A 21,967-nucleotide genomic window follows, 5' to 3' on the forward strand; every position below is an offset into this window, starting at 1 on the left:
CACCCTGCTCAACCACATTCCCAACCCGGCACGCTCCACTCAACAGCTGAAACTGACCAATCGTCACCAAAGACCCGTTAAGACCCGTCAGGCCCCTGTGCTCGATGCCATCTACAAGGATATCCTTGAAATCATGTTAGAGCCCGAAATTACCGCAGAAGCCTTCTCCAAACTCCGCCAGCAGCCCAACGCCCCCCTTTTGTTGGACGTCCGCGAGCCCTGGGAGTTCCAATCCGCCAGCCTCCCCAACTCTGTCCTCATTCCCATGGGCGATATCCCCTCCCGCGCCCACGCGGAACTCGATCCCGACGCCCCTATCGTCGTCCTCTGCCACCACGGCGCCCGCTCCCTCAGCGTTACTATGTGGTTGCGAAATCAGGGTTTCGAGCATGCCCAATCCCTCGCCGGAGGCATCGACGCCTGGTCCCGCACCATCGACCCAACCATCCCCCGCTACTAAACAAATACCGACGCCGCTGCAGTTTCGGTCGCTTTGCCGTGGCAGTCGCTTTTGCCGTTGCAGTTGGTTTTGCCGTTGCACCTGCAGTTGCAGTGACTTGCACTTGCAGTTGTCGTTCTAGTTGTCATCCCCGAAGGGGATCTGCTGTCCCACCACGGCAATCCCCTCGCTTACCCAAACACCCAGCCACCCTAAGCCATCCCACAGGAGGCCTCGCTTGAACAAGTTTCTCCCCTTGGTATTGCTACTCTCCGCCCCAATCTCCCTCACAGCCCAGCAAAACCCCAGCCTCCCCCCCAACTACACCACCATCCTCACCAACGACACCTTCAAAGTCATTCGCGTCCACTACGGCCCCCACGAAAAGGTCCCCGTCCACAACCACCCCGCCATCCCCACCGTCTTCGTCTACCTCAACAACTCCGGCCCCGTAAACATCATCCACTACCGACCCAAACCCTTCACCATCACCCGTCCCCCTACCCATCTCGGCGCCTTCCGCGTCGGCCCCGGCATCATCGAGCGGCACGCCATCGAAAATCTCAGCGACCTCCCCTCAGACTTCCTCCGCGTCGAACTTCCTCACCTCAGCGAAAAGATCACCGAATTCCGCGGCCCCGCCCCCGCCACCCTCACCCATAACATCGACGCCTCAGAATTCTCCTCCCCTCACCTCTCCATCCGCCGCGTCCTCTGCGTCGGCACCACCCCCTGTACCGTCCCGCCGCCATCCGCGCCCTCTGTCCTGGTGGCCTTCTCAAACACATCTCTCATCCAAAACGGCCACACCACAAAGACCGGACCAGGCACCGTAATCTCCATAGCCCCCCAACAATCTTTCCAAATCTCCCCAGCCACTGCCTCAGAGCCCGCCCACATCCTACTCATATCGAGCCGCTGAAACTGGCAACCTAGAAGTTTTGTGGCTGCGGCATCTGTTGCGCCGGATCACTCTGCTGCTCAGAGTTCCCATCTGTCGGCGCAGGCTCAGCCTGTTGCGCCTGCGGCATGTTCGGATTATCCTGAATTCGCGGGGGCTCCTGCCCAGGCACGACCTGTTGCGTAATCGGCACCTCAGGAAGATCCTGGATTCGCGGCTCCGCCTGCTGATCTTGCTGAAGTTTGTAGCTTCGCTGAACCACTCCGTTCAACTCCTGTTGCTGCCTTTGAGAAGCCGCCTGCTGCTGCTGAAACAGCGTCGCATCTCTCTGCCTCTGTGCCTCAGCCAACGCATTTGGATCAACCACCGGCCTCGGAGCCTGCACGACCGGAGGAGGCGCAACGTGCCGCGCAGCATGATGCACAGGCTGATCGACATTTAATGGCTCCGGAGGATCGTCAGGAAAATCCGGCGGCGCGGGCCGCGGCGCTGCGTGCACCACAGGCTGCGCAACCGCAGGCGCCTGCTTCTTCTTACACCCCTGCCCCACCATCAAGGCCAATCCCACCGCCGCCAATCCCACACCCTGCCGAAACTGTCCCAGCATTCTGTACCTCTCGCTCATTGGATGCACCACCCCGTCCTCAAGCCGTTCTTTCCCTTGGCCTCACGCCAACGAACTCGGACAAATAAAAACTTCAGATTGTTAACTGTCCGTAAAAAAACAGTCCACAGAATTTCGGTCTGCCAACCCGTCTCCTCCTCTTGCATCTAAAGACCTAGGGTGAGTTACGCCTCACACCATTCATGAAAATGAGGAACTTGATGCTCGCTAGCGTAAAGTCTTTCCTGAAGAACGTGCCAGGACTCGGACCAGCACTCGCTCAACTTCGCAAAACACAATTCACCAACTCAGTGGACTATTGGGACAAGCGTTACCGCGCGGGCGGCGACTCCGGTGCAGGCAGCTACAACCGCTTGGCCGAATTCAAAGCCCGATTCATCAACGCCTTCGTAGAACAAAATCAAGTCTCCTCCGTCATCGAATACGGCTGCGGCGACGGCGCCCAACTCAAACTGGCCCACTATCCCAGCTACACCGGCGTCGACATCTCTCCCAAAGCCGTTGAGATCTGCCGCAGCCTCTTCACTGGCGACCCCACCAAACGCTTCTTCCAAGCCAATCTCCTCCCCCCAGGCACCCGGGCCGACCTCGCCCTGTCCCTCGATGTCATCTACCACCTCGTCGAGGACCACGTCTTCGAGGCCTACATGGAAAAACTCTTCGCCTCCGCCAACAACTTCGTCATCGTCTACTCCAGCAACATGGTCAAGGAGTGGCCCCACAAGCACGTACACCACCGCAGGTTCACCGACTGGATCGCCAAACACCGGACCGAGTGGGCGCTCGTATCAACAACGCCCAACGAATACCCCTACGACCCCGCTCATCCCGACGACACATCCTTCGCCGACTTTTACGTCTTCGCCAAATGCTAAGCAAAGTCAAAGCCAGCAAAAACATTGACGGCCCGGATCGAAGAAAGTTGCAAACTGCGGCTACCCCGTTTGTCGCTCTCAAGACATCGGGATTCAAAGTGAGCGCGAACTCTGCCTTCTCAAACCAACGTACCCAAAAATAAATCTCAAAAGTCTGTCACTTTTCCCACCACGAAAAAAGCACGGTCAACAAACCACAAACTCACCACAGACCACCACGATCCCACCATCAAAACACCACACCTGAAACGCCGCTTTCACCAAAACACCCAGCAAAAACACCCTCCGGCCACCACACAAAAAATTACTTCGCCCGAGGATGCGTCTCGTCATACACCTTCTGCACCTGACCCACCGTCAGCTGCGTATAGCGCTGCGTTGTCGACAGCCGCTCATGCCCCAGCATCTCCTGAATCGCCCGCAGATCGGCCCCCTCCTCCAACATATGCGTTCCGAACGCATGCCGTAGCGTGTGCGGATGCACATCGGCCGCCAGCCCCCTGCTCAGCGCAATCGCCTTCACAATCCTTCCCACACTCCGCGTCGTCAGCCTGCAGTCCCCCCGCATCCGCAGGTTCATCATCAGCGGCCCCTCATGCACCAGCGCGCCTTTTCCCGCCGCCATCAGCTTCGCCTCCCGCAACGGAAGATACGCACGCAGCGCCGCCGCGGCCTCGTCTCCCAACGGCACCAGCCGCTCCTTCCTTCCCTTCCCTCTCACCAACACCGCATCATCACGCCACTTCACGCTGCCCATATTCAGTCCCACCAGCTCCGAGTTCCGAATCCCGCAGCCATACAACAACTCGAAGATCACCCGGTCCCGCTCCGGCCACGCCGCTGCCTCAGCCTGATCTTTCTTCGCCGCACCCTCGCCATCAAGCGAATTCAAAACTCGATTCACCTCTTCCACACTAGGCACCCGCGGCAGATGCTTCGGCAGCTTCGGCGTACTCACCAGCAGCGCAGGATTCTGCGCCACCTTCCCCTCCTTCGCCAACCATTTGAACCAGCTCCTCACCGCAGCCAGAGCCCGCGCCGCACTGGCCTTCGTCAACCCCCGTTCATACAGCACGCCCATGTAAGCGCGAATATGCAGATGCTCCACCGCACCCACGTTCGAGCTCTTGCCTAACGTCTCGCCCAGATACGCCGCAAAGCTCCGCACCTCCCGCGCATACGCCCGCACCGTATGCTCCGACGCCCCGCGCTCATTCGCGAGCATCGCCAGAAAGCCCTCGGCTAACCTGTCGAATTCACTGACTTCTTCCCGCATAAATCCTCAACTTTCAGGGACTCTGCTTAACCTGCATCGACTGGCACTCAGAAAACCGGGTGCCCCAAACTTGCCCTGAACAAGCCGAAGGGTCTCGACTTTGAGAGATGGGCATCGTGCGAAGCGCGCCCGCTCTCGCATCCCACTACAACTCAACTCGCCTCAGCCCGTCTCTTTCCTCGCGGATGATGCTCCCGATGCACCTTCTTCAAATGCCCCAGCGCCACATGCGTATAAACCTGCGTCGTAGCAATATCGGCATGACCCAGCAAAGTCTGCACACTGCGCAAATCCGCACCATGCTCCACCATGTGCGTCGCGCAGCTATGCCGAAGCATATGCGGACTAGCCTTACTCCCGGTCCCCGAAGCCGACCGCACCATCTCCCACACCCACTGCCGTGTCAGCGCCTTCCCTCGCACACTCAAAAACAGCGCCCGCTGCACGGTATAACTAGCCCTCTCCAACCCACTCTTCACCAACCCAGGCCTGCCCACCGTCAGATACCTCTCCAGCGCCTCCACCGCCGACCGACCGAACGGCACAATCCTCTCCTTATCGCCTTTGCCACGCACCTGCGCCCGCCCCTGATCGAGATGTACATCCTCCACCCGCAGCGCGCAGATCTCCCCCACCCTCAGCCCACCCGCATACAGCAACTCCAAAATTGCATGATCCCGCAGCGCCAGCTCATCGGCATCATCACTCCTCGCCGCAACAGCAGTCCGCTCCAGCATCTCCGCCACCTCACCCTCAGCCAGCGACTTCGGCAGCACCTTCCAGCTCGCAGGCGTCTCCACATTCACCGTCGGGTCGTGCGAAATTCTCTTATCCATCAGCAGCCAGCGATAGAACCCACGCAAACAACTCAGCTTCCGCGCAATCGACCGCGACTCCACACCATGCCCCCGCAGCCCCTCCATGAATCCACTCACATCCGCCTGCGCGGCTCCCAACAGAAGTCCATTCCGCATCTCAACATGCTCGGCAAACTGCTCTAAGTCCCGCTGGTACGCCTCGCAACTCGCGGGCCGAAGCCCTTTCTCCACCCGCAGATACGCAACAAACTCCCGCACAACTCGAACGTTCCCCGAAGCTTGTCCCGCATCTTGCATAGACCGATTATCCGCGTCCTCCGCCCCGAAAAAGCGTTCACCATCAACCACGTACCCACCTAGCCAGCACCTTTCCCGTCACCTTCGTTTCTCACACAGAAAATTATTTCTGTTGTAAGCCCTCCCTTGCGATACAGTTCCCTCCAATGCTCTTCTCGACGATTCGATCGGCCCTCCTCACCTTTTGCCTTGCAACATCCATCACCACCCTCTCAGCCCAAACCTTCATAATTCCTCCGATAGCCTTCGAAGGAGCCCCCGCCTACTCGCAGGCCGATCTCCTCAAAGTCACCGGCCTAACTCCCGGCGCGACCTCGACGCAAGACGGGCTTCAAGCCGGCGCCCAGCACCTCGGCGACACCGGTCTCTTCTCAGACATCAATTTTGCCTCCAATGAAAAAGGCCTCGTCTTCACCCTGAAGCCCATGCCGGACTCGAATCTCCTGCCCGCCACCTTCACCAACTTCGTCTGGTGGTCTCCCGCCGAACTCACCGCCGCGCTCAAAGCTCGCGTCCCCCTCTACATCGGCGTCGTCCCCACAACCGGCGACTTCAAGGACAGCATCATCTCCGCCCTCAAAGCCATGGTCGCCGAAAAAGGAGTCACCGCCAACGTCGTGGCAATCGGTGTCAGCGCGCAGCCCGGAGCCACCCCAACCTCCATCGCCTTCGCCATCGACTCCCCCCAGGTCCGCGTCCATACGATCACCGTGGTTCACGCCTCGCCCACCATGCAGCCCAGGCTCGACCCCGTAATCAAAAACCAGACCGATCAGCCCTTCGACACCAACACCACCCGCACTACCATCACCAACGCACTGACCAGCGCCTACCACGACGCGGGCTACCTCGACATGGCCGTGCTCAACCTCACCCAGACCCCGCCCCAGGTCACCCCCAGTGGCATCGACGTCGCTTTCACCGCCACGCTCAAAGAGGGCCAGCCCTACCAACTCTTTCAGCTCAACTGGCCCGGCTCCGACATCATCAGCACCGCCGACTTCAACAAACAAGCCAAGATGAAGCCCGGGGACATGGCCTCCGACGCTGCTCTTAATCAAAGCCTGTCCATCATCACTGCCGCCTACATCGCGAAAGGCTTTCAAGACGCCAAGGTGAAGGCCCCCGCCACCTTCGACCACCTCAGCCACCACGTCTCCTACACCATTACCGTCGACCCCGGCCCGCAGTACCACATCCACACCGTCAAAGCCCTCGGCCTCTCCGCCGAGCAACAGAAGCAATTCGACTCCGCCTGGCACATGAACCCCGGAGACTTCTACGACACCACCTACCTCACCAACTTCCTCCACAACAACAGCGCCCTCCAGTCCCTCGCCGGTTACTCCGCCACCTACGACGCTATCTCCGACCCCAACACCCACCTGGTCGATCTCACCATTACCTTTGCCAAAGGCGGCGTCCTCAACTAAAGCTAAAAAAGCGCCCTACGCGGGCAGCGCACACTTCGTGGGCTGTATACCGGCTTCGCCCGAGCCTCCGGCTGGTCGGCAAAGATATTCCCTCGCGACCAACGGGAGCGCCAACCGAAGGGTGATACAAGTCACGAAGTGACCGCCGCCCGCGCAGGGCGCACTTCCGCCGCCATTCCCTGTAAACTTGTAGCAGTCATGTTTGAAAACCTAAGCGACAAACTCCAGCGTTCCTTCAAGACCCTCCGCGGCCAGGGCACCATCTCCGACGAGAACATCTCCGACGCCATCCGCGAGATCCGCCTCGCCCTCCTCGAGTCCGACGTCAACCTCACCGTCGTCAACGAGCTCGTCGAGCACATCCGCACCCGCGCCATCGGCGAAAAAGTCGCCACCGCCCTAAGCCCGTCCGAACAAATCGTAAAGATCGTCCACGACGAGCTAGTCAATCTCCTGGGCCGCGACGCTGCCCGCTTCCAGAAAGCCTCTCAGCCCCCATCTGTAATCCTCATGGCCGGCCTGCAAGGCTCCGGTAAAACCACCACCTCCGGCAAGCTAGCCCAGTGGCTAAAAAAAGCCGGCCACCGCCCCATGCTCGTCTCGGTCGACGTCTACCGTCCCGCCGCCCGCGAGCAGCTCGCCATCGTAGCCCGCTCCATCTCCGCCCAGCTCTACGAGGGCAAACTCACCGAAGAAAAACCCGGCACCGACGCCGTCCTTCGCCTCGCCAAAGAAGCCAAGCGCGAAGCCGCCAACTTCGGCTGCGACATGCTCATCGTCGACACCGCCGGCCGCAACCAGATCGACGCCTCTCTCATGGACGAGATGGCGCAACTCAAAAAGCTTCTCAACCCCTCCGAGATCCTCTTCATCGCCGACGCCATGACCGGCCAGGACGCCGTCAACTCCGCCAAGGCCTTCAACGATCTCCTCACCATCACCGGCGCCATCCTCACCAAGATGGACGGCGACGCACGAGGCGGCGCTGCCCTCTCCATCCGCCACGTGACGGGAGCGCCGATAAAGTTTTTGGGAACTGGAGAAAAGCCCGACGCCTTCGAGCCCTTCCACCCCGACCGCATCGTCTCCCGCATCATGGGTCACGGCGACATCGCCACCCTCCTCGAGCGCGCCGAATCCACCCTCGACCGCGGCAAAGCCGAGCAGTTCGCCAAGAAAGCCCTCTCCGGCGACGGCTTCACCCTCGACGACTTCCGCGACCAGCTCCGTCAGATCAAAAAGATGGGCAGCATGAAGTCCATCTTAAAAATGTTGCCCTCGGTCGGCCCCTTCGCCGGCATGCAGCAGGCCGTCGAAAACGTAGACGAAGGCCAATTCACCCGCGTCGAATCCATCATCAACTCGATGACGCAAAAAGAGCGTCTCGACCACGAGATCATCAACGGCAACCGCCGCAAGCGCATCGCCCGCGGCAGCGGAACCAGCGTACAAGACGTAAACAACCTCCTCCGCCAGTACTCCCAGATGCGCAAGATGTTCAAGTCCCTGGGCGGTGGTGGCGGCATCAAAGCCCAGCAACGCATGATGAGCCAAATGCAAGGCAAACAAAAATTCGGCAGATAGAATCACATGAATTGAAGTGACCGTAGCTTAAACAGCAGAGTACGAGCTCAATGAATAGACGTGTACCGGGACTTGACGGGCTTCGAGCCCTTAGTGCAGTTGGTGTCGCTCTCATGCATCTTCGCGTACTGCCCATCGGTTGGATTGGCGTACAGGTCTTCTACGTTCTCTCCGGTTTCCTCATTACTGGCCTCTTGCTTAGCTCGAAAGACGATATCGCCTCATTCAGCGAGCGTCTCAAGCATTTCTACGCTCGCCGCTCGCTCCGCATACTTCCTCTCTATTTTGCGTATCTATTCTTCGTTTTTGTGGCCTCCTATCTAAATTCCGAATTTCGAGATCAACGAGCTTTACTGTGGTCACTAGCCACTTATACCTACAACATTCATCGTGTCCTTCACCCGACGGATGCATTTGGTCTATGCACCCACCTGTGGTCGCTCTCTATCGAAGAGCAGTTTTACTTTGGATGGCCATTCATTGTTTTTTTCATGTCCACAAAGCACTTCCGCATCTTCGCGATGACGGTCGTCGCCCTCTCTCCTCTTCTCAGGGCTACACTCGTGCTGACCAGTCACAACCCACACCTGGACGCATACTTTCTTACTCCCTATCAGCTCGACGGCTTTGCTGCCGGCGCCGTGCTTTCGACTCTATCTATTTCTCAACTTAGGGTCCTGCGAAAACCGTTCGCTTTGGTCCTCGCCGCCGCTGTTGCCTGCTCTTTGCTGTGGAACATGCATGTCCAATGGTTTGGACTGCTCTGGCTTATGCGCAACGGACATGCGTCCTGGACTTGGGGATACACTCTCATTGATCTGCTCGCTGCGGCGATGATCATAGAATGCATCTGCGGGTCGCCGCTTGTTTCTATTCTGGAGTGGACTCCACTTCGCTATCTCGGACGTATCTCATATGGCTTTTACGTATGGCACGCCGCAAGTGTCATCCTCTTCGTGCATATCTTTCATCGTCTGCGCCTGATCTCATGGTTGCAGCCGGGCGGTCTCTTGTTGATGCTTGGCTTCTTGGCTTTCAATACCTTTATCTCGACTCTCAGTTTTCGCCTTCTCGAACGGCCCTCGATCCTCCTCAAAGATCGCATCTTTCAGAAGCAACCTAAAACCATCCTCGCTTAGAACAAACCAAAAAGAGCGTCTCGACCATTCCAGATGCGCAAGATGTTCAAGCCACTCGGCGGTGTTGGGGGCATAAAAGGCTCAGCAACGAATGATGAGGATGGCCCAATTCAAAATTGAGCCATAGACTAGGGTGGCTATGGAGAGAACTAACAGAGATCTCGGCAGCCTCGACGCAGGCATTACCCTGCAACTCAATAATGCCCACGCCAAAGAAACGTCCGAGTTAGACCTCGCGCACCTGAACACGATCTTGAGCATGGCTTGTTATGCAAGAGGTGTAGATCAGGGTAAAACCGCTTTCCTGATCGCGCTGGACCACACCGCTCCCTATCAGAATCCTAACTTCGCCTGGTTCAAGAGAGCGTATCAATCCTTCGTCTACATAGATCGCGTCATCGTCGCAGAGTCTGCGCGCGGCCACGGAATTGCCAGGCTACTCTACGAAGATTTGTTTGCTGCCGCACCTCGCGCCGGAATACACCGAATCGTCTGCGAAGTGAACTTAGAGCCGCCCAACCCTGCATCGGACGCGTTCCATCTCGCAATGGGTTTCGAAAAAGTAGGACAAGCCGTTCTGTACAACGGCGCAAAGACAGTGAATTACTTCGCAAAGAACCTGGGATAAACCGCATGACGGGTTGCCGGGTGCCCCATTCATGCACCCTCGTCGCTTGAGTGGGCACTAGCGCAAAGCGCGAACCGTCTCTGAAACCCTGAGTGCTACACTCATCGCCAAAAGGAGACACCCATGAAGCCCCTCACCCGAGCCGCGCTGCTCCTCGTTGCTGCGCTCAGCACCTCTGCCGTCATCTCGCAGGTCACAAACAAAGCGGCCCAGACCCAACGCACCCCGCAGTTTGAAAACGAAGACGTCAAGGTCTGGAAGACCGTAGTCCTTCCCAACCAACCCCTCGCCATGCACCACCACGATCATCCCCGCGTCATCATCGCGCTCACCGGCGGCACCATGAACATCGTCGAACAGTCCGGCGCCACCGAGACCCACGTATGGGAGACAGGCAAAGCCTACTGGCTCCCCGCCATGCCTCCCAACACCCTCCACTCCGACATCAACGCCGGAGAAAAACCGATGGAGGTCATGGTCGTCGAACTCGAAAAAGAAAACTAGCCGACAGCATTCAAAGCGTCACTTCATCTCCTCCATCGTTCCATCCGACCACGTCATCACCGGAACCATAAAAATCGTCACCGCCTCAGGGTTTTCCTGCGCAGCGAAGACCTGCGATCCGTCGAGGTTCGCACCCCAACTCGCAGCATCCGTAGTCGGAAGGAAGAACATCACATGCGGATGCCAGTGCCCAACCGAGTCGTTCAGATAGCCCTGCTTCGACATCATGTAGCACATCGCCCCCTGCTCCGGCGCGCCAATCACCTTCGTCGCCACCGCCTCCTTCATGCGTGCCTCCACCTGATCCTTCGGCATCCCGGACAGCACCAACTCCGTCCGCTTCAGGTACGCCGGCATCACCGACCGTGCCGCAGCGGCATTGAAACAATGCGGCGCGCGCAGCTTCGGATTCCAGAACTGAGGATCATCGAAGTTGGTAGCCCACGAACGCTCGACCAGGCAGACGAAGCCGTTCGTCCCCTTCGCCGCAGTCTCATAACCATGACTGCCGAGCACCATCACCTCGGCATCGCGACTCACGGCAACATTCGCCGCACTGCGAGCCAGCGCAACCTCCTCCGCCACGCTCGCCACGCGGTACTGCTCTATCGGAGCCATCGCAGGATACATCGCCTTGGCCCCTTGCCCCCAGCCGACACCAGCCGCACCGAGTAAAACCACACTAAACACCACGCCAGACGCCATCGCTCCTGCCATTCGATTTGTCATTGCACCAGCCTCCATGAAATAAGTCGCTTCACCTGCTTGGGCCGTCGTTCATATCCGTAAGACCGTTCAGACGCAACAATGTTATGCCCCGTGCCCAATTCATCAACCACGCCAAAAGGCATCGACCGCGACCTCAGGCGACTCCTCCCCGTCCACGCACCAACATCCCCCATCCAACCCGCGCCCCATCAAAACTTATGCGATGTGGCTGGTCATTTATTGCCCATCCGAATCAGGACCCAAATCGTACGTTCTATGAAGTCTCTTTTCTCAAAGGAGGCACGACATGTCGATCCAATCCTGTCCGGAGGGCTCCCTCCTCGTAGACAACCTCACCGAAGCGATGCGCCGGCAATGCGAGCTACCCGCCGAAACCCACTCCCCTTACGACATCTCCCTCGAAATGGACACGGCTGAGGCAGTCCAATCCGCATACCGCCACGCAGCGGATCACTTGGTAGATTGCCCCTACTGCCGCACCGAACGATACCGAGAAGTCGATCCCTCATCACCAAAACAACCTAAAAATCGCATGTCAAGCCTCGGAAACGTTAAAACCCGCTCCAGACGCGACTTTTCGCGTTGCGTATTCGCTCCTATCCACCAGGTATCCTGTTAATAGGCGTCCGAATTAGTCGGCACCTTCGTGCGGGTAAGGAGGGCAATCTTCAGCCGATCGCCCTAACTCTCTCAAAACAAGTATTTTGTGCGCAACTAATCTGTTTTCAATATTTTACAGAGATACCTCCTTTGTAAACCATCACAAACAAATAACTTCCCTGCAAAATACCCATGGGGGTAGGGGGAGGGGGTGCCCGCTACATCACCTGAGTATCAGCAAAGTGAACGGCTAGAGAATTTTTCGATTGCGCCTGCAACAAAATTCGCATCACACCTCCATCAGGCGAAACTTCGCCGAACGGAGAAAAAATAAAGATGCTTATCCTTCTGCTCATTCTGATCTTGGTGTTCGGCTTTGGCGGTTATCGCATGGGACCTGGCCTCGGCTACTACGGCGGAGGCGGTATCAGCCTCATCCTGCTCATCGTCCTCATCCTGCTCTTGATGAAGGTTATCTAGCTGCGACAGGCCCATTCCGCGCGACCGAATGGGCCAACTCAGCCCTCCCCATCAAACCGTCTAGTTGAGAGTATCTTCGCAACACGCTAGGATAAGACGCTAGCCAAGCGTACTCATGCCAACCACGGTTCAGACCCGCAACACCCGTCAGAAAGACGCCATCCGCGCCGCCTTCCTCGAGGCGGATCGCCCACTCTCCCCAGACGAAGCCCTCGCCCTCGCCCAGAAAGAGGTAGACGCCCTAAGCATCGCCACCGTATACCGCAACATCGGCAGCCTGGTCGACGACAAGTGGCTCACTCCCGTCGATGTTCCCGGCCAATCCACCCGCTACGAGGTAGCCGGCAAGGCCCACCACCACCACTTCCAATGCAACATCTGCGGCACCGTCCACGAACTCGAAGGCTGCGAGATGCAGTCCCGCCCCAAGCTTCCCCGCGGCTTCAAGTACTCCAGCCACGAGTTCTTCGTCTACGGCACATGTTCCTCCTGCACCAAGTAGCCAGTGAATCTATCGCCGCCGTCTACCGTTTAGACCCGCCCAACAGCGAACCCAACACCCCACGGATCAACTGCCGCCCCACCGTGCTCCCCATGGTCCGAGCCGCACTCTTCACAGCCGCCTGCAGCACAGTATCCCCCCGTCGCGATCCCCCCGACCCAAGCACTCCACCCAACGCACTCCCAGCCGCCTCAAGACTCCCCATCCAACCCGAGCCCGCAGCCGAAGGAGCACCCGCAGGCGCAGCCACCCCACCCCCCACCTTCCCCTTCAACCTCTCATAGGCCGACTCCCGATCCACCACCGTCTCATACACCCCCGCCACTACCGAATTCTTGATAATCGCAGCCCTCTGCTCCGGCGTAATCGGTCCTATCTGACTATGCGGCGGACACACCATCGCCCGTTCCACCATCCCGGGGATCCCTTTCTCATCCAAAAACGAAACCAGCGCCTCACCCACCCCCAACTCGGTAATCACCGCCTCCACATTCACCTTCGGATTCGCCCTAAACGTCTGCGCCGCTGCCTTCACTGCCTTCTGATCCCGCGGCGAAAACGCCCGCAACGCATGCTGCACACGATTGCCCAGTTGACTGAGCACCGTATCCGGCACATCGATCGGATTCTGCGTCACAAAGAACACGCCAACCCCCTTCGACCGAATCAACCGCACCACCTGCTCAATGCGATTCTGCAAAACCGAAGGAAGATCGTTGAACAATAAATGGGCCTCATCGAAGAAAAACACCAGCTTCGGCTTTTCGAGATCGCCAACCTCCGGCAGCTTCTCAAACAACTCACTCATCAGCCAAAGCAAAAACGTTGCATACAGTTGTGGCGACTGCAATAACTGATCTGCCGCCAGAATGTTCACTACCCCTTTGCCGCTCGAATCTACTTGCAACAGATCATCGATGTTCAACGCTGGCTCGCCGAAGAAAAGATCTCCTCCTTGCTGCTCCAACGCCACCAACCCCCGTTGAATCGCACCTATGCTCGCAGCCGAAATATTTCCATATTGCGTCTGGTATTCCTTCGCAGCTTCGCCCACATGCTGCAGCATCGCCTGCAGGTCTTTCATGTCCAGCAACAACAACCCACTGTCGTCGGCGATCTTGAAAACCAGAGTCAACACGCCCGTTTGCGTGTCATTCAGATTCAGAATCCGGCTCAAAAGCAGCGGTCCCATCTCGCTCACCGTTGCACGCACCGGATGCCCCTGTTTCCCAAACACATCCCAGAACACCACTGGGCATCCAGCGAAGCTCCACTCGCCGAATCCCATCGCTTTCACGCGCACATCGAACTTCGGCGAACTCTTCCCTGCCTGCGAGATACCCGACAAGTCACCCTTCACGTCCGCGGCGAACACGGGCACGCCGATCGAACTCAGTGCTTCCGCCATGACCTGCAGCGTGACGGTCTTACCTGTTCCGGTTGCGCCCGCTACAAGGCCATGCCGATTCGTCATCCCTGGCAGCAAGTAAAGCTCATCAGCACCTTTCGCAATCATCGGCATTTCAACCATCGAGTGGGTCCTCCATCTAACTGAAGACTACACACCCGCCAACGTCAACACCTAGTCATTTCTCGGCTTGAATCGAGACCACGGCGGAGATCCATCTTTCGTTAGCTAGTCTCACACCAAGAAAAATTCAATTTTCGGAAAAGACACTCGTGCGTGGGGGTGAGTCATCTGAAAAAGAAGCTCTCTGTTTCTTCACGATCTCCTTCGCAGCAGATCTCGCCAATATCTTTCACCATCCGCACCACCTCGATCGTCTCTCGACCGCCTACCGGCACCTTCCTGCGTTCGACTTCCCGATATCCCTTCTGTCCGTAGAGCGTGACACCCGTTAATGTACTGCCCATCTCAAAGCGAGTGAACCCTTCTGCCTTCGCGGCTTCTTCAGCGGTGGCTAGAATCAGGCTTCCTAGCCCCATGCGCGCAAAATCAGGATGAACAAAGATCGCTCGAATCTTCGCCGCGTCCGACCTGGGATCCAGCCTCTCCGACTCAATCTTCTCCACCTGATGATCCCCGCCATACAGCGTCTTCCGGAAGCTCCACCCGCCACATCCAGCCATTACTCCGCCCTCTTCCATCGCCACAAAGTACGTGCCATCTGAAATCAACTGACTATCCACGGTGAACACCGTAGCCAACGCTCCCTCTCTTTGCTCTGAGGAATAGTCTGCCGCCTGCAGTCCCCGCACCGATGCTTGTATCAGCTCACGGATCGCAGCAACATCATCCTCCCCTGCAACTCGCAAATGAAACTTGTCCATCCGCGAAGTATAAAAGCCCACCTATCGCCGTTGCGAAGTTGCATCACTCCTGCGCCTTTATTGAACTCACAATAATTCGGCAACAAATCAAGAGCGGCATCTTGTCCCTCCCGTCCATCGCGTACTACACTCCTCCCCATGACTTTCACGATGCCTCGCACCATTAGACTCTTTGCCGTAGCTCTTCTCCTTCCCCTCGCCACCGCTACAATCCACGCACAGGACTGGGCCAAAACCCGCCTCGAGGCCTCCCCGCGCCATCATGAATACGTCTCTCTCAAGCACGGTGACCGCACCGTCCAGGCCTTCGTCATATACCCCGAAGTCAAAACCAAAGCTCCCGTCGTCATTCTCATCCATGAGATCTTCGGCCTCAGCGACTGGGCTAAAGAGATGGCCGACGAATTAGCTGCGCAAGGCTTCATCGTCATCGCCCCTGACCTCCTCACGGGCTTCGGTCCCAACGGCGGCGGCTCTGACGCCTTCCCCGATCAGGACGCCTCTGTCAAAGCCGTCTCTGGCCTCGATCCCGCCGTCGTCAACGCCGACCTCGACGCAGCCGCGGACTACGGCAAGAAGCTCCCCGCAGCCAACGGTAAGATCGCCGTCACCGGCTTCTGCTGGGGAGGAGGCAAGTCCTTCGCCTTCGCCGCTCATCGCAAAGATCTTTCCGCCGCCTTTGTCTTCTACGGACCTGGTCCCTCCGACGTAACCACGATCACCGCTCCCGTCTATGGCTTCTACGCCGGCAACGACGCACGCATCGGCGCCACCATCCCCGCAACTACCGCCGCTATGAAAGCCGCTGGCAAAAAGTATGAGCCCATCACCTACGACGGGGCAGGTCACGGCTTCATGCGCGCCGGCGAAGATCCCGGCAACACCGTGCCCGGCAACAAAACCGCGCGCGAACAGGCCTTCGCCCGTCTCGTCACTCTCATCAAGGAGATGAAGACCGCTCCAGTAGCCTCCAACGCCAGTCACAACAAAACCGTAGCGCAACAGTCCCGGGCCGCCGCTTCCTGCCACGCCAAAACGAACGTTGCTGAAAGCCAGACCACCAGCAAAAACGTAGAGACAGCTGCAATAATGTAGTTGTGACCGCTGCTCTCAACATCTCGCTTCAGGATCAACTGGACCGCATCACGCAAAATACACGCGCCCTCGTCCAGCCCGAAAGGCTCGCCATCTCCGAAAAGGCGACCGAAGATCTCTTCAACACCGGCATCGAGGACCGCACACTGAAAGCCGGGGCGCAAGCTCCGGCTTTCACTCTCGAAGACGCTCTCACTCACAAACCTGTCCGTTCAACCGATCTCCTCGCCCTCGGCCCGCTCGTCATCAACTTCTTCCGTGGCCGTTGGGATCCCTACTGCGTCACCGAACTCGAAGCCTGGCGCGATCTGCACGCCGATCTGCGCAAGCGCGGCGCCATCTTCGTTGCCATATCCCCTCAAACCACTCGCCAAAACGCAAATACTCTTGAGCAGCACGGCCTGCAATACCCCTTGCTTGCCGACCGCGGCGCTACCATCGCAGAGCAATTTGGCATAGCCCACACTATTCCGCCAGACCTCCGCAGCTACTACCAGTCCATTCTTATCAACATCCCATTCAACAACGCCGGCCTTAGCTATCACAACGCCACAGAAGCCAGCTGGCGCCTCCCGCTCCCCGCCGTCTTCGTCATCGATCAGACCAACACCATCGTCTTTGCAGAAGCTCACGCTGACTTTAGGGTCCGCCCCGAACCAGCAGATGTGCTTGCCGTTCTAGACCATCGATAGCACCCTCCTGCTGGAGAACCCCACAAAAGCGTGATTCTTTTGGGGCTCCTCCGTGACTGCGGTAAATGCTAAAACCCTCCTCCGATATACAAACCGGCCCCTCGTAATATCTTGCGATATTGAATGCGTGCGTTTATCGTAGTGATAGTCCGTCTATCGAACAATCGTTTCGATAACGTCACGGAAAGAGACCCGCATGAGCCTCACCCCCCGCCAAACCCTCGCATTGTCCGATTCCTCCCTCCCTCCGGCTCCTCCCGCAGCACCCAAACCTAGTCCCGCTTCATCCCTTGATATCTTCACAGGCGACCCCAACTTCATGACCTCGCTCGCCCGCGGTCTCATCGTCATCCAGGCGTTCACCCAGCAGTCTCCCCAGATGACCATCTCGCAGCTCAGCGTAAAGACCGGTCTCTCTCGCGCCGCCGTTCGTCGTTGCCTCTACACCCTCACCAAGCTTGGCTTTGCGGGCGCAGAAGACGGCTCGCGCTACTCCCTCCGTCCACGGATGCTTACCCTCTCCCACACCTACACCACATCGAACACCCTCTCCACCGCCGCCCAGCCCATCCTCGAGCGCATGTCCGCCGCACTCCGCGAGTCCTTCTCCGTAGCCACACTCGACGGCGAAGACATCGTTTACATCGCGCGCACCCAGGTCAGCCGCGTCATGGCCGTCGATCTCCATATCGGCAGCCGTCTGCCCGCCTACTGCACCAGCATGGGCCGCGTACTCCTCGCCTACCTCCCCACCGAGCAACTCGAGCAGTACCTCGCCAAAGCCACACTCACCGCGCACACCACTCGCACGATCACCTCAGTCGAAAAGCTACGCCTCGCCCTGCGCAACGTCCGTCGCAACGGATACGCGCTCGTCGATCAGGAGTACGAGGTCGGCCTCCGCTCTCTCGCCGTCCCCGTCTATGCCGCTTCGGGCCGCGTCGTCGCCACCCTCAATCTCAGCGGCAACGCCCCCCGCCTCTCCGTCCTCGAGATGCAGAGCCGTTTCCTCAACCATCTTCGCAACGCCGCCAACGAGCTAAGCGTCTTCCTCAACTAACTCTCGACAACAAACTCGCGACGCAACCAACAAAGCCGAATCAGGCCGTCATCTCTGCAAGCTTCAAAACCGTGCGCCAGTTCCTCATCGTGCTCACGGTCTTCAGCTTCGAATCGAAATACGCATTCGTCAGCTTCGTCTTCGCCGCCCCAGTCAACAGCTTCATATAGATCTCACGCCCCACAACAGCAAACTCATCGGGCGCCGATCGCATAGAGTCCAACCCCGCCACCAGATCGGTGCTCGGCCGATCCGCCAGAAAAGAAACATGCAGCATCTCTTCCGCAGCCCCAGCCTTCAAAAATGGATTTCCGCGGATCACTGCATCTAGCTCCGAAGCAGTCCGCAACACCACCGGCACCTTCAACCCGAACCGTTCCTCCACCTGCTTGGCAATCACGCGATCGAGTTGCTTCACCACCTTATCCTCCGCGCAGAAGACAATATTCCCACTCTGGATATACGACACCACTTCGCCGCACCCTGCCGCCGAAAAGAGTCCCACCAACTCTTTCATCGGCAGCATATTCTTCCCCCCAACATTGATGCCGCGCATTAGAGCAACGTGTTTTGCAGGAGTCTTTGCGCTTCGACCGGTCATAACATCACTCCTCTAAACCGGAGCCACACATCGCGCAAACGTAACCCCGGAACTCGTCTCCACAACAACGCTAACGTCTCCCATCGGAATGACCACAGCCTTCCCGGGAATCAACTGCAACTCCCCATCGGGTGTCCTGATCACTCCTCTGCCCGCCAGCCCAACGAGACATCCCGCTCCATCGAGCGACACAGTCTCTTCACTCATCGCACCCAGCTCAAACCGATCCACAACAAAGTATTTCTGCTCAATCAACCGCATGAACCCATCCATCTTTCGCGGCGCAACCTTCCCGGCCTGAGTCTTGGGCTTGATCACCTGCAGACCCTTCTCCAGATGCAGTTCCCGCGGCCGTCCATAGTCATACAGACGATAGGTCACATCACTCGTCTGTTGCGTCTCCAGGAGTACGACACCGGGTCCGATCGCATGCACTGTCCCTGCGTCCACAAAGAGCATGTCCCCCACCGACACAGGAACATGCTCCAGCAGCATCTCCATCGTCCCACCTTCTACAGAAGCCGCGACCTCCTTCGCGCCCACGCCAGGTTTTAATCCAAGCGCGACTGTCGCCCCCGGCTCAGCCTCCAGCACATACCAGCACTCTGTCTTTCCCCGAGTCTCTCCCATCGCCTTCGCCTGCGCGTCATCTGGATGCACCTGCACGGAAAGCTTATCCGCCGGAAATAAGATCTTCACCAGCAGTGGAAACTCGCCACCCATCTTCTCCCCAACCGCAGCCAAAGTCTGCCCCTTAAGCGGCCCCGTCTCCACCAAACATTGCGGCCCCGTCAGCCAGGCCTCACCTACTAACTCGTTCGTTCCGGTCTCGTCATACCAGGGCCTCAGATCGCTCTTACCCCAAACTCTTTCGCTAAACCACGGCTTCAAGCTAAACGGTGCAACTTTAGTCCCAATTGTCATACTTCAAGCCTATCAACTCCCACGTTTGGGTGGCATTACAAAAGTCTTACACCACGTCCCTCGTCACCCCTGATAGCGTCAGTATTAGCAGTTGAGAAGCACCCGAAACACAAGGACAGCGATCAAATTATGACTCCCCTCACCACCATCGAAGAAGCTCCGGTAAAAGCGCCCAATCTCGCCGCCACAGTTCCGGCCGTCGCCGAAGTCACCCAGAAGATCAAGCAGGACCTCCGCATGGGTCGCGAGCACCAGCAAGGCCGCATCAACTGGATCACCACCATTGCCATGGGCACCTTCCACGTCGGAGCGATCGCTTCCCTCTTCTTCTTCTCCTGGAAAAATCTCGCTGTTTTCCTCGTCATGTACTTCTTCGCGATCAACGTCGGCATCGGCGTGGCCTATCATCGCCTGCTCACTCATCGCGGCTACAAAGTTCCCAAGTGGGTCGAGTACTTCGTCACCATGTGCGGCTGCCTCGCGCTTGAGGGCGGTCCTATCTTCTGGGTAGCCACTCACCGCGTTCATCATCAGAACTCCGACCACGAAGGCGACCCCCACACTCCGCACGACGGCACCTGGTGGGCTCACGCCGGCTGGATCCTCTCCGGCCGTGCCCTTCACTCCGAGACTGCCCTCCTGGGCCGTTACGCTCCCGACCTCACCAAGGACCCAGTCCACGTCTGGCTGAGCAAGTACCACTACCTTCCTCTCGTCATCACCGGCGTACTTCAGGTCGCTCTCGGAGCAGCCCTCGCACCTGCAGGCCACCATGTCGTTGGTGCACTCGGCATGGTCCTCTGGGGAACATTCCTCCGCGTCACGATCGGCCTTCACGCCACCTGGCTGGTCAACTCCGCCACTCACCTCTGGGGCAAGCGCCGCTTTGAGACAAAAGACGACTCCCGCAACAACTGGTGGGTAGCCATCCTCACCGGTGGCGAGGGCTGGCACAACAACCACCACGCCCACCCCGTCAGCGCACGTCACGGTCTCGCCTGGTACGAGTTCGATATCAACTACTACTGCATCTGGATCCTCAGCAAACTCGGCCTCGCCGAAAAGATTCAGATCGCCAAATTTGACCCCCAAAACCCCAAACCGGCCGGCGTCCTCTAACCAACTAACGAACAAAATTGAAAGGCCGTCATCCCTCCTAGGTGACGGCCTTCTAATTTAACGCATCCAACCTCGACAAGCGCCTGACTTCTCGCTATTCTCATCCGGAACCACCGCTGCAAGGGCCAGTGACAAATCTTAATCTCGAAAGAGGCAAGATGACGCGCACGACGAAGCTCCTTCTAATAGCAACCGTTCTGATCGCAGCCGCATTTTCGGCCCCCTCTATTTCAACCGCACAACCTGGCTACGGTGGGCCACCGCCGCGCATTACTTGCTCTTCCGATGACGGCCGCCGAAACTGGTGTGACATCGGACCCTCTCGTGACGTACGCCTGGTCCGCCAGATCAGCGGCTCCGCTTGCGTTCGCGACAGTACATGGGGTGTCGACCGTCGGGGCCTCTGGGTAGACCGCGGCTGCCGCGCCGAGTTCATTGTCGGTCGGGGCGGCGGACCTCCGCCTCCTCCCGCATATGGACCCAGCACGGTAATAACCTGCTCGTCCAACGATGGCAACAGAAGATGGTGCGATATCGGTGGCAGAGGCGACGTTCGACTCGTCCGTCAAATCAGCGGCTCTCCCTGCGTCCGTGACAACACCTGGGGTGTTGACCGTCGGGGCCTTTGGGTAGACCGTGGTTGCCGCGCCGACTTCAAAGTCCGCTGACACAAGCCGCAGAGAGCCACTGGCACCCAAAGAGGCTCTCTGCGGCTACACTAAGCAGCAATGCTTCGCACCATCCGCGCCACCCAGTATGTCACCGCTCTTCGCGAAGGCGGCTCTCTTCCTGCAATTGTCGAGGCTGACGACCTCGGCCTCTACGTCATTAAATTCCGCGGCGCTGGCCAGGGCCCCCTCGCTCTCGTAGCAGAACTCGTCGCTGGCGAAATCGGCCGCACCCTAGGCCTCAACGTTCCTGAACTAGTCTTCGCCCAGGTCGACCCCGCCCTCGGACGCAACGAACCCGATCAGGAGATCCGCGACCTCCTTCGCGCCAGCGTCGGGCTCAACCTCGCCCTCGACTATCTCCCCGGCTCCTCGATGTTGATGAACTCTTCGCGCTCGACGCGAGGGACGACGCGAATGACTGCGTAGTCAAATGAGATGGGCGCGAGCACGGATGGCCTCCTGGGTGAAGGCTGAGGCGCTGTTTGATCGTCTCGAGAGGGACGGAGGCTTGTTGCGCAAGAGACGGGTGGGGAAGAAGGCAAACCCCTAACGTCACGGCCAGGATAGTCTTCCACTGCGATTGGATAAGCTGGCCTATCCCAACCAACACGTTTGCACCATCAAACCGGTCGACAACACCGCATTTCACACTCGTTCGCGACTCAGACATCAATTCCCTGCCG

The 21,967-nt window shown here is 58.3% G+C and carries 25 protein-coding genes; 16 read left to right on the plus strand and 9 right to left on the minus strand.

The genetic code is table 11. The annotated features are described in order from the left end of the window. The first annotated feature begins 133 nt into the window (after nucleotides 1-133). Together RBB77_RS16710 and RBB77_RS16715 are read left to right on the plus strand one after the other, a co-directional pair. A complete protein-coding gene (locus tag RBB77_RS16710) occupies nucleotides 134-460 on the plus strand; it encodes a rhodanese-like domain-containing protein (protein WP_353062873.1) in 327 nt (108 codons plus the stop codon). 217 nt (nucleotides 461-677) lie between these two features. Continuing rightward, nucleotides 678-1,361: a hypothetical protein gene (locus RBB77_RS16715; RefSeq protein WP_353062874.1), complete on the plus strand. Its 684-nt coding sequence runs from the start codon at nucleotides 678-680 to the stop codon at nucleotides 1,359-1,361. 10 nt (nucleotides 1,362-1,371) lie between these two features. Here RBB77_RS16715 and RBB77_RS16720 read toward each other — a convergent pair whose 3' ends face one another. Continuing rightward, nucleotides 1,372-1,965: a hypothetical protein gene (locus tag RBB77_RS16720; RefSeq protein ID WP_353062875.1), complete on the minus strand. Its 594-nt coding sequence runs from the start codon at nucleotides 1,963-1,965 to the stop codon at nucleotides 1,372-1,374. Nucleotides 1,966-2,165: 200 nt separating this feature from the next. Between RBB77_RS16720 and RBB77_RS16725 the strand changes: the two genes are divergently transcribed. Next, complete coding sequence (locus tag RBB77_RS16725; protein WP_353062876.1) at nucleotides 2,166-2,840, plus strand: class I SAM-dependent methyltransferase; 675 nt, start codon at nucleotides 2,166-2,168, stop codon at nucleotides 2,838-2,840. A 304-nt stretch (nucleotides 2,841-3,144) separates the two neighbouring features. Here RBB77_RS16725 and RBB77_RS16730 read toward each other — a convergent pair whose 3' ends face one another. Continuing rightward, nucleotides 3,145-4,116 (minus strand): tyrosine-type recombinase/integrase, encoded by a 972-nt coding sequence (locus RBB77_RS16730; protein ID WP_353062877.1) that lies wholly within the window; start codon nucleotides 4,114-4,116, stop codon nucleotides 3,145-3,147. A 152-nt stretch (nucleotides 4,117-4,268) separates the two neighbouring features. Continuing rightward, on the minus strand, nucleotides 4,269-5,231 hold the full coding sequence (locus tag RBB77_RS16735; RefSeq protein WP_353062878.1) for a site-specific tyrosine recombinase: 963 nt from the start codon (nucleotides 5,229-5,231) through the stop codon (nucleotides 4,269-4,271). Nucleotides 5,232-5,377: 146 nt separating this feature from the next. On the opposite strand from RBB77_RS16735, the gene RBB77_RS16740 reads away from it, so the two are divergent. The 5 genes from RBB77_RS16740 (at nucleotide 5,378) to RBB77_RS16760 (ending at nucleotide 10,519) form a co-directional block, all read left to right on the plus strand. After that, nucleotides 5,378-6,664, plus strand: a complete 1,287-nt coding sequence (locus tag RBB77_RS16740; RefSeq protein ID WP_353062879.1) for a POTRA domain-containing protein — start codon at nucleotides 5,378-5,380, stop codon at nucleotides 6,662-6,664. Nucleotides 6,665-6,862: 198 nt separating this feature from the next. Further along, nucleotides 6,863-8,248 carry a signal recognition particle protein gene (gene ffh / locus RBB77_RS16745; protein ID WP_353062880.1) on the plus strand — a complete coding sequence of 462 codons (1,386 nt, stop codon included), beginning with the start codon at nucleotides 6,863-6,865 and terminating at the stop codon, nucleotides 8,246-8,248. 50 nt (nucleotides 8,249-8,298) lie between these two features. Continuing rightward, nucleotides 8,299-9,387 (plus strand): acyltransferase family protein, encoded by a 1,089-nt coding sequence (locus RBB77_RS16750; protein ID WP_353062881.1) that lies wholly within the window; start codon nucleotides 8,299-8,301, stop codon nucleotides 9,385-9,387. A gap of 139 nt (nucleotides 9,388-9,526) precedes the next feature. After that, on the plus strand, nucleotides 9,527-10,015 hold the full coding sequence (locus tag RBB77_RS16755) for a GNAT family N-acetyltransferase (protein WP_353062882.1): 489 nt from the start codon (nucleotides 9,527-9,529) through the stop codon (nucleotides 10,013-10,015). A gap of 123 nt (nucleotides 10,016-10,138) precedes the next feature. Beyond that, nucleotides 10,139-10,519, plus strand: a complete 381-nt coding sequence (locus RBB77_RS16760; RefSeq protein WP_353062883.1) for a hypothetical protein — start codon at nucleotides 10,139-10,141, stop codon at nucleotides 10,517-10,519. An 18-nt stretch (nucleotides 10,520-10,537) separates the two neighbouring features. On the opposite strand, the gene RBB77_RS16765 is transcribed toward RBB77_RS16760, so the two are convergent. Further along, nucleotides 10,538-11,248 carry a hypothetical protein gene (locus RBB77_RS16765; RefSeq protein ID WP_353062884.1) on the minus strand — a complete coding sequence of 237 codons (711 nt, stop codon included), beginning with the start codon at nucleotides 11,246-11,248 and terminating at the stop codon, nucleotides 10,538-10,540. A gap of 936 nt (nucleotides 11,249-12,184) precedes the next feature. On the opposite strand from RBB77_RS16765, the gene RBB77_RS16770 reads away from it, so the two are divergent. Beyond that, the gene (locus RBB77_RS16770; protein ID WP_183975324.1) at nucleotides 12,185-12,328 is read left to right on the plus strand and encodes a DUF3309 family protein; all 144 of its coding nucleotides are present in this window, start codon (nucleotides 12,185-12,187) and stop codon (nucleotides 12,326-12,328) included. Between the two features lie 115 nt (nucleotides 12,329-12,443). Further along, complete coding sequence (locus tag RBB77_RS16775; RefSeq protein WP_353062885.1) at nucleotides 12,444-12,830, plus strand: Fur family transcriptional regulator; 387 nt, start codon at nucleotides 12,444-12,446, stop codon at nucleotides 12,828-12,830. Nucleotides 12,831-12,852: 22 nt separating this feature from the next. Here the strand turns inward: RBB77_RS16775 and RBB77_RS16780 are convergent, their stop codons facing one another. Together RBB77_RS16780 and RBB77_RS16785 are read right to left on the minus strand one after the other, a co-directional pair. Next, nucleotides 12,853-14,361: a helicase HerA-like C-terminal domain-containing protein gene (locus tag RBB77_RS16780; RefSeq protein ID WP_353062886.1), complete on the minus strand. Its 1,509-nt coding sequence runs from the start codon at nucleotides 14,359-14,361 to the stop codon at nucleotides 12,853-12,855. A 164-nt stretch (nucleotides 14,362-14,525) separates the two neighbouring features. Then, a complete protein-coding gene (locus RBB77_RS16785) occupies nucleotides 14,526-15,143 on the minus strand; it encodes a GNAT family N-acetyltransferase (RefSeq protein ID WP_353062887.1) in 618 nt (205 codons plus the stop codon). Nucleotides 15,144-15,272: 129 nt separating this feature from the next. On the opposite strand from RBB77_RS16785, the gene RBB77_RS16790 reads away from it, so the two are divergent. The 3 genes from RBB77_RS16790 (at nucleotide 15,273) to RBB77_RS16800 (ending at nucleotide 17,969) form a co-directional block, all read left to right on the plus strand. Continuing rightward, a complete protein-coding gene (locus RBB77_RS16790; RefSeq protein ID WP_353062888.1) occupies nucleotides 15,273-16,217 on the plus strand; it encodes a dienelactone hydrolase family protein in 945 nt (314 codons plus the stop codon). 2 nt (nucleotides 16,218-16,219) lie between these two features. After that, nucleotides 16,220-16,909, plus strand: coding sequence for a peroxiredoxin family protein (locus RBB77_RS16795; protein WP_353062889.1), 690 nt, complete (start codon nucleotides 16,220-16,222; stop codon nucleotides 16,907-16,909). Between the two features lie 196 nt (nucleotides 16,910-17,105). Then, nucleotides 17,106-17,969: an IclR family transcriptional regulator domain-containing protein gene (locus RBB77_RS16800; RefSeq protein ID WP_353062890.1), complete on the plus strand. Its 864-nt coding sequence runs from the start codon at nucleotides 17,106-17,108 to the stop codon at nucleotides 17,967-17,969. A 40-nt stretch (nucleotides 17,970-18,009) separates the two neighbouring features. On the opposite strand, the gene RBB77_RS16805 is transcribed toward RBB77_RS16800, so the two are convergent. Both RBB77_RS16805 and RBB77_RS16810 read right to left on the minus strand, forming a co-directional pair. Continuing rightward, nucleotides 18,010-18,570 (minus strand): DUF1697 domain-containing protein, encoded by a 561-nt coding sequence (locus tag RBB77_RS16805; RefSeq protein WP_353062891.1) that lies wholly within the window; start codon nucleotides 18,568-18,570, stop codon nucleotides 18,010-18,012. Between the two features lie 12 nt (nucleotides 18,571-18,582). Then, on the minus strand, nucleotides 18,583-19,494 hold the full coding sequence (locus RBB77_RS16810) for a type I phosphomannose isomerase catalytic subunit (RefSeq protein ID WP_353062892.1): 912 nt from the start codon (nucleotides 19,492-19,494) through the stop codon (nucleotides 18,583-18,585). A 129-nt stretch (nucleotides 19,495-19,623) separates the two neighbouring features. Between RBB77_RS16810 and RBB77_RS16815 the strand changes: the two genes are divergently transcribed. The 3 genes from RBB77_RS16815 to RBB77_RS16825 all read left to right on the plus strand — a co-directional run bounded on the left by RBB77_RS16815 (nucleotide 19,624) and on the right by RBB77_RS16825 (nucleotide 21,710). Beyond that, nucleotides 19,624-20,613: an acyl-CoA desaturase gene (locus tag RBB77_RS16815; RefSeq protein ID WP_353062893.1), complete on the plus strand. Its 990-nt coding sequence runs from the start codon at nucleotides 19,624-19,626 to the stop codon at nucleotides 20,611-20,613. Between the two features lie 158 nt (nucleotides 20,614-20,771). After that, complete coding sequence (locus tag RBB77_RS16820; protein WP_353062894.1) at nucleotides 20,772-21,281, plus strand: DUF3011 domain-containing protein; 510 nt, start codon at nucleotides 20,772-20,774, stop codon at nucleotides 21,279-21,281. Nucleotides 21,282-21,341: 60 nt separating this feature from the next. Further along, the gene (locus tag RBB77_RS16825; protein WP_353062895.1) at nucleotides 21,342-21,710 is read left to right on the plus strand and encodes a HipA family kinase; all 369 of its coding nucleotides are present in this window, start codon (nucleotides 21,342-21,344) and stop codon (nucleotides 21,708-21,710) included. On the opposite strand, the gene RBB77_RS16830 is transcribed toward RBB77_RS16825, so the two are convergent. Then, entirely contained in the window at nucleotides 21,638-21,859 is a 222-nt protein-coding gene (locus RBB77_RS16830; protein ID WP_353062896.1) for a DUF3037 domain-containing protein, read from the minus strand. The genes RBB77_RS16825 and RBB77_RS16830 overlap by 73 nt on opposite strands. Nucleotides 21,860-21,967 lie beyond the last annotated feature (108 nt).

The sequence above is a fragment of the Tunturibacter psychrotolerans genome (genome assembly GCF_040359615.1).
Classification (GTDB): Bacteria; Acidobacteriota; Terriglobia; order Terriglobales; family Acidobacteriaceae; genus Edaphobacter; species Edaphobacter psychrotolerans.

What these genes read in the sequence shown, in the direction of transcription:
- RBB77_RS16810 (WP_353062892.1), bottom strand. Translation starts at nt 19,494, where the DNA reads ATGACAATTGGGACTAAAGTTGCACCGTTTAGCTTGAAGCCGTGGTTT.
- RBB77_RS16815 (WP_353062893.1), top strand. Translation starts at nt 19,624, where the DNA reads ATGACTCCCCTCACCACCATCGAAGAAGCTCCGGTAAAAGCGCCCAAT.
- RBB77_RS16710 (WP_353062873.1), top strand. Translation starts at nt 134, where the DNA reads ATGTTAGAGCCCGAAATTACCGCAGAAGCCTTCTCCAAACTCCGCCAG.
- RBB77_RS16720 (WP_353062875.1), bottom strand. Translation starts at nt 1,965, where the DNA reads ATGAGCGAGAGGTACAGAATGCTGGGACAGTTTCGGCAGGGTGTGGGA.
- RBB77_RS16755 (WP_353062882.1), top strand. Translation starts at nt 9,527, where the DNA reads ATGGAGAGAACTAACAGAGATCTCGGCAGCCTCGACGCAGGCATTACC.
- RBB77_RS16750 (WP_353062881.1), top strand. Translation starts at nt 8,299, where the DNA reads ATGAATAGACGTGTACCGGGACTTGACGGGCTTCGAGCCCTTAGTGCA.
- RBB77_RS16765 (WP_353062884.1), bottom strand. Translation starts at nt 11,248, where the DNA reads ATGACAAATCGAATGGCAGGAGCGATGGCGTCTGGCGTGGTGTTTAGT.
- RBB77_RS16825 (WP_353062895.1), top strand. Translation starts at nt 21,342, where the DNA reads ATGCTTCGCACCATCCGCGCCACCCAGTATGTCACCGCTCTTCGCGAA.
- RBB77_RS16740 (WP_353062879.1), top strand. Translation starts at nt 5,378, where the DNA reads ATGCTCTTCTCGACGATTCGATCGGCCCTCCTCACCTTTTGCCTTGCA.
- RBB77_RS16730 (WP_353062877.1), bottom strand. Translation starts at nt 4,116, where the DNA reads ATGCGGGAAGAAGTCAGTGAATTCGACAGGTTAGCCGAGGGCTTTCTG.
- RBB77_RS16735 (WP_353062878.1), bottom strand. Translation starts at nt 5,231, where the DNA reads ATGCAAGATGCGGGACAAGCTTCGGGGAACGTTCGAGTTGTGCGGGAG.
- RBB77_RS16800 (WP_353062890.1), top strand. Translation starts at nt 17,106, where the DNA reads ATGAGCCTCACCCCCCGCCAAACCCTCGCATTGTCCGATTCCTCCCTC.
- RBB77_RS16780 (WP_353062886.1), bottom strand. Translation starts at nt 14,361, where the DNA reads ATGGTTGAAATGCCGATGATTGCGAAAGGTGCTGATGAGCTTTACTTG.
- RBB77_RS16770 (WP_183975324.1), top strand. Translation starts at nt 12,185, where the DNA reads ATGCTTATCCTTCTGCTCATTCTGATCTTGGTGTTCGGCTTTGGCGGT.
- RBB77_RS16725 (WP_353062876.1), top strand. Translation starts at nt 2,166, where the DNA reads ATGCTCGCTAGCGTAAAGTCTTTCCTGAAGAACGTGCCAGGACTCGGA.
- RBB77_RS16775 (WP_353062885.1), top strand. Translation starts at nt 12,444, where the DNA reads ATGCCAACCACGGTTCAGACCCGCAACACCCGTCAGAAAGACGCCATC.
- RBB77_RS16805 (WP_353062891.1), bottom strand. Translation starts at nt 18,570, where the DNA reads ATGACCGGTCGAAGCGCAAAGACTCCTGCAAAACACGTTGCTCTAATG.
- ffh (WP_353062880.1), top strand. Translation starts at nt 6,863, where the DNA reads ATGTTTGAAAACCTAAGCGACAAACTCCAGCGTTCCTTCAAGACCCTC.
- RBB77_RS16790 (WP_353062888.1), top strand. Translation starts at nt 15,273, where the DNA reads ATGCCTCGCACCATTAGACTCTTTGCCGTAGCTCTTCTCCTTCCCCTC.
- RBB77_RS16820 (WP_353062894.1), top strand. Translation starts at nt 20,772, where the DNA reads ATGACGCGCACGACGAAGCTCCTTCTAATAGCAACCGTTCTGATCGCA.
- RBB77_RS16760 (WP_353062883.1), top strand. Translation starts at nt 10,139, where the DNA reads ATGAAGCCCCTCACCCGAGCCGCGCTGCTCCTCGTTGCTGCGCTCAGC.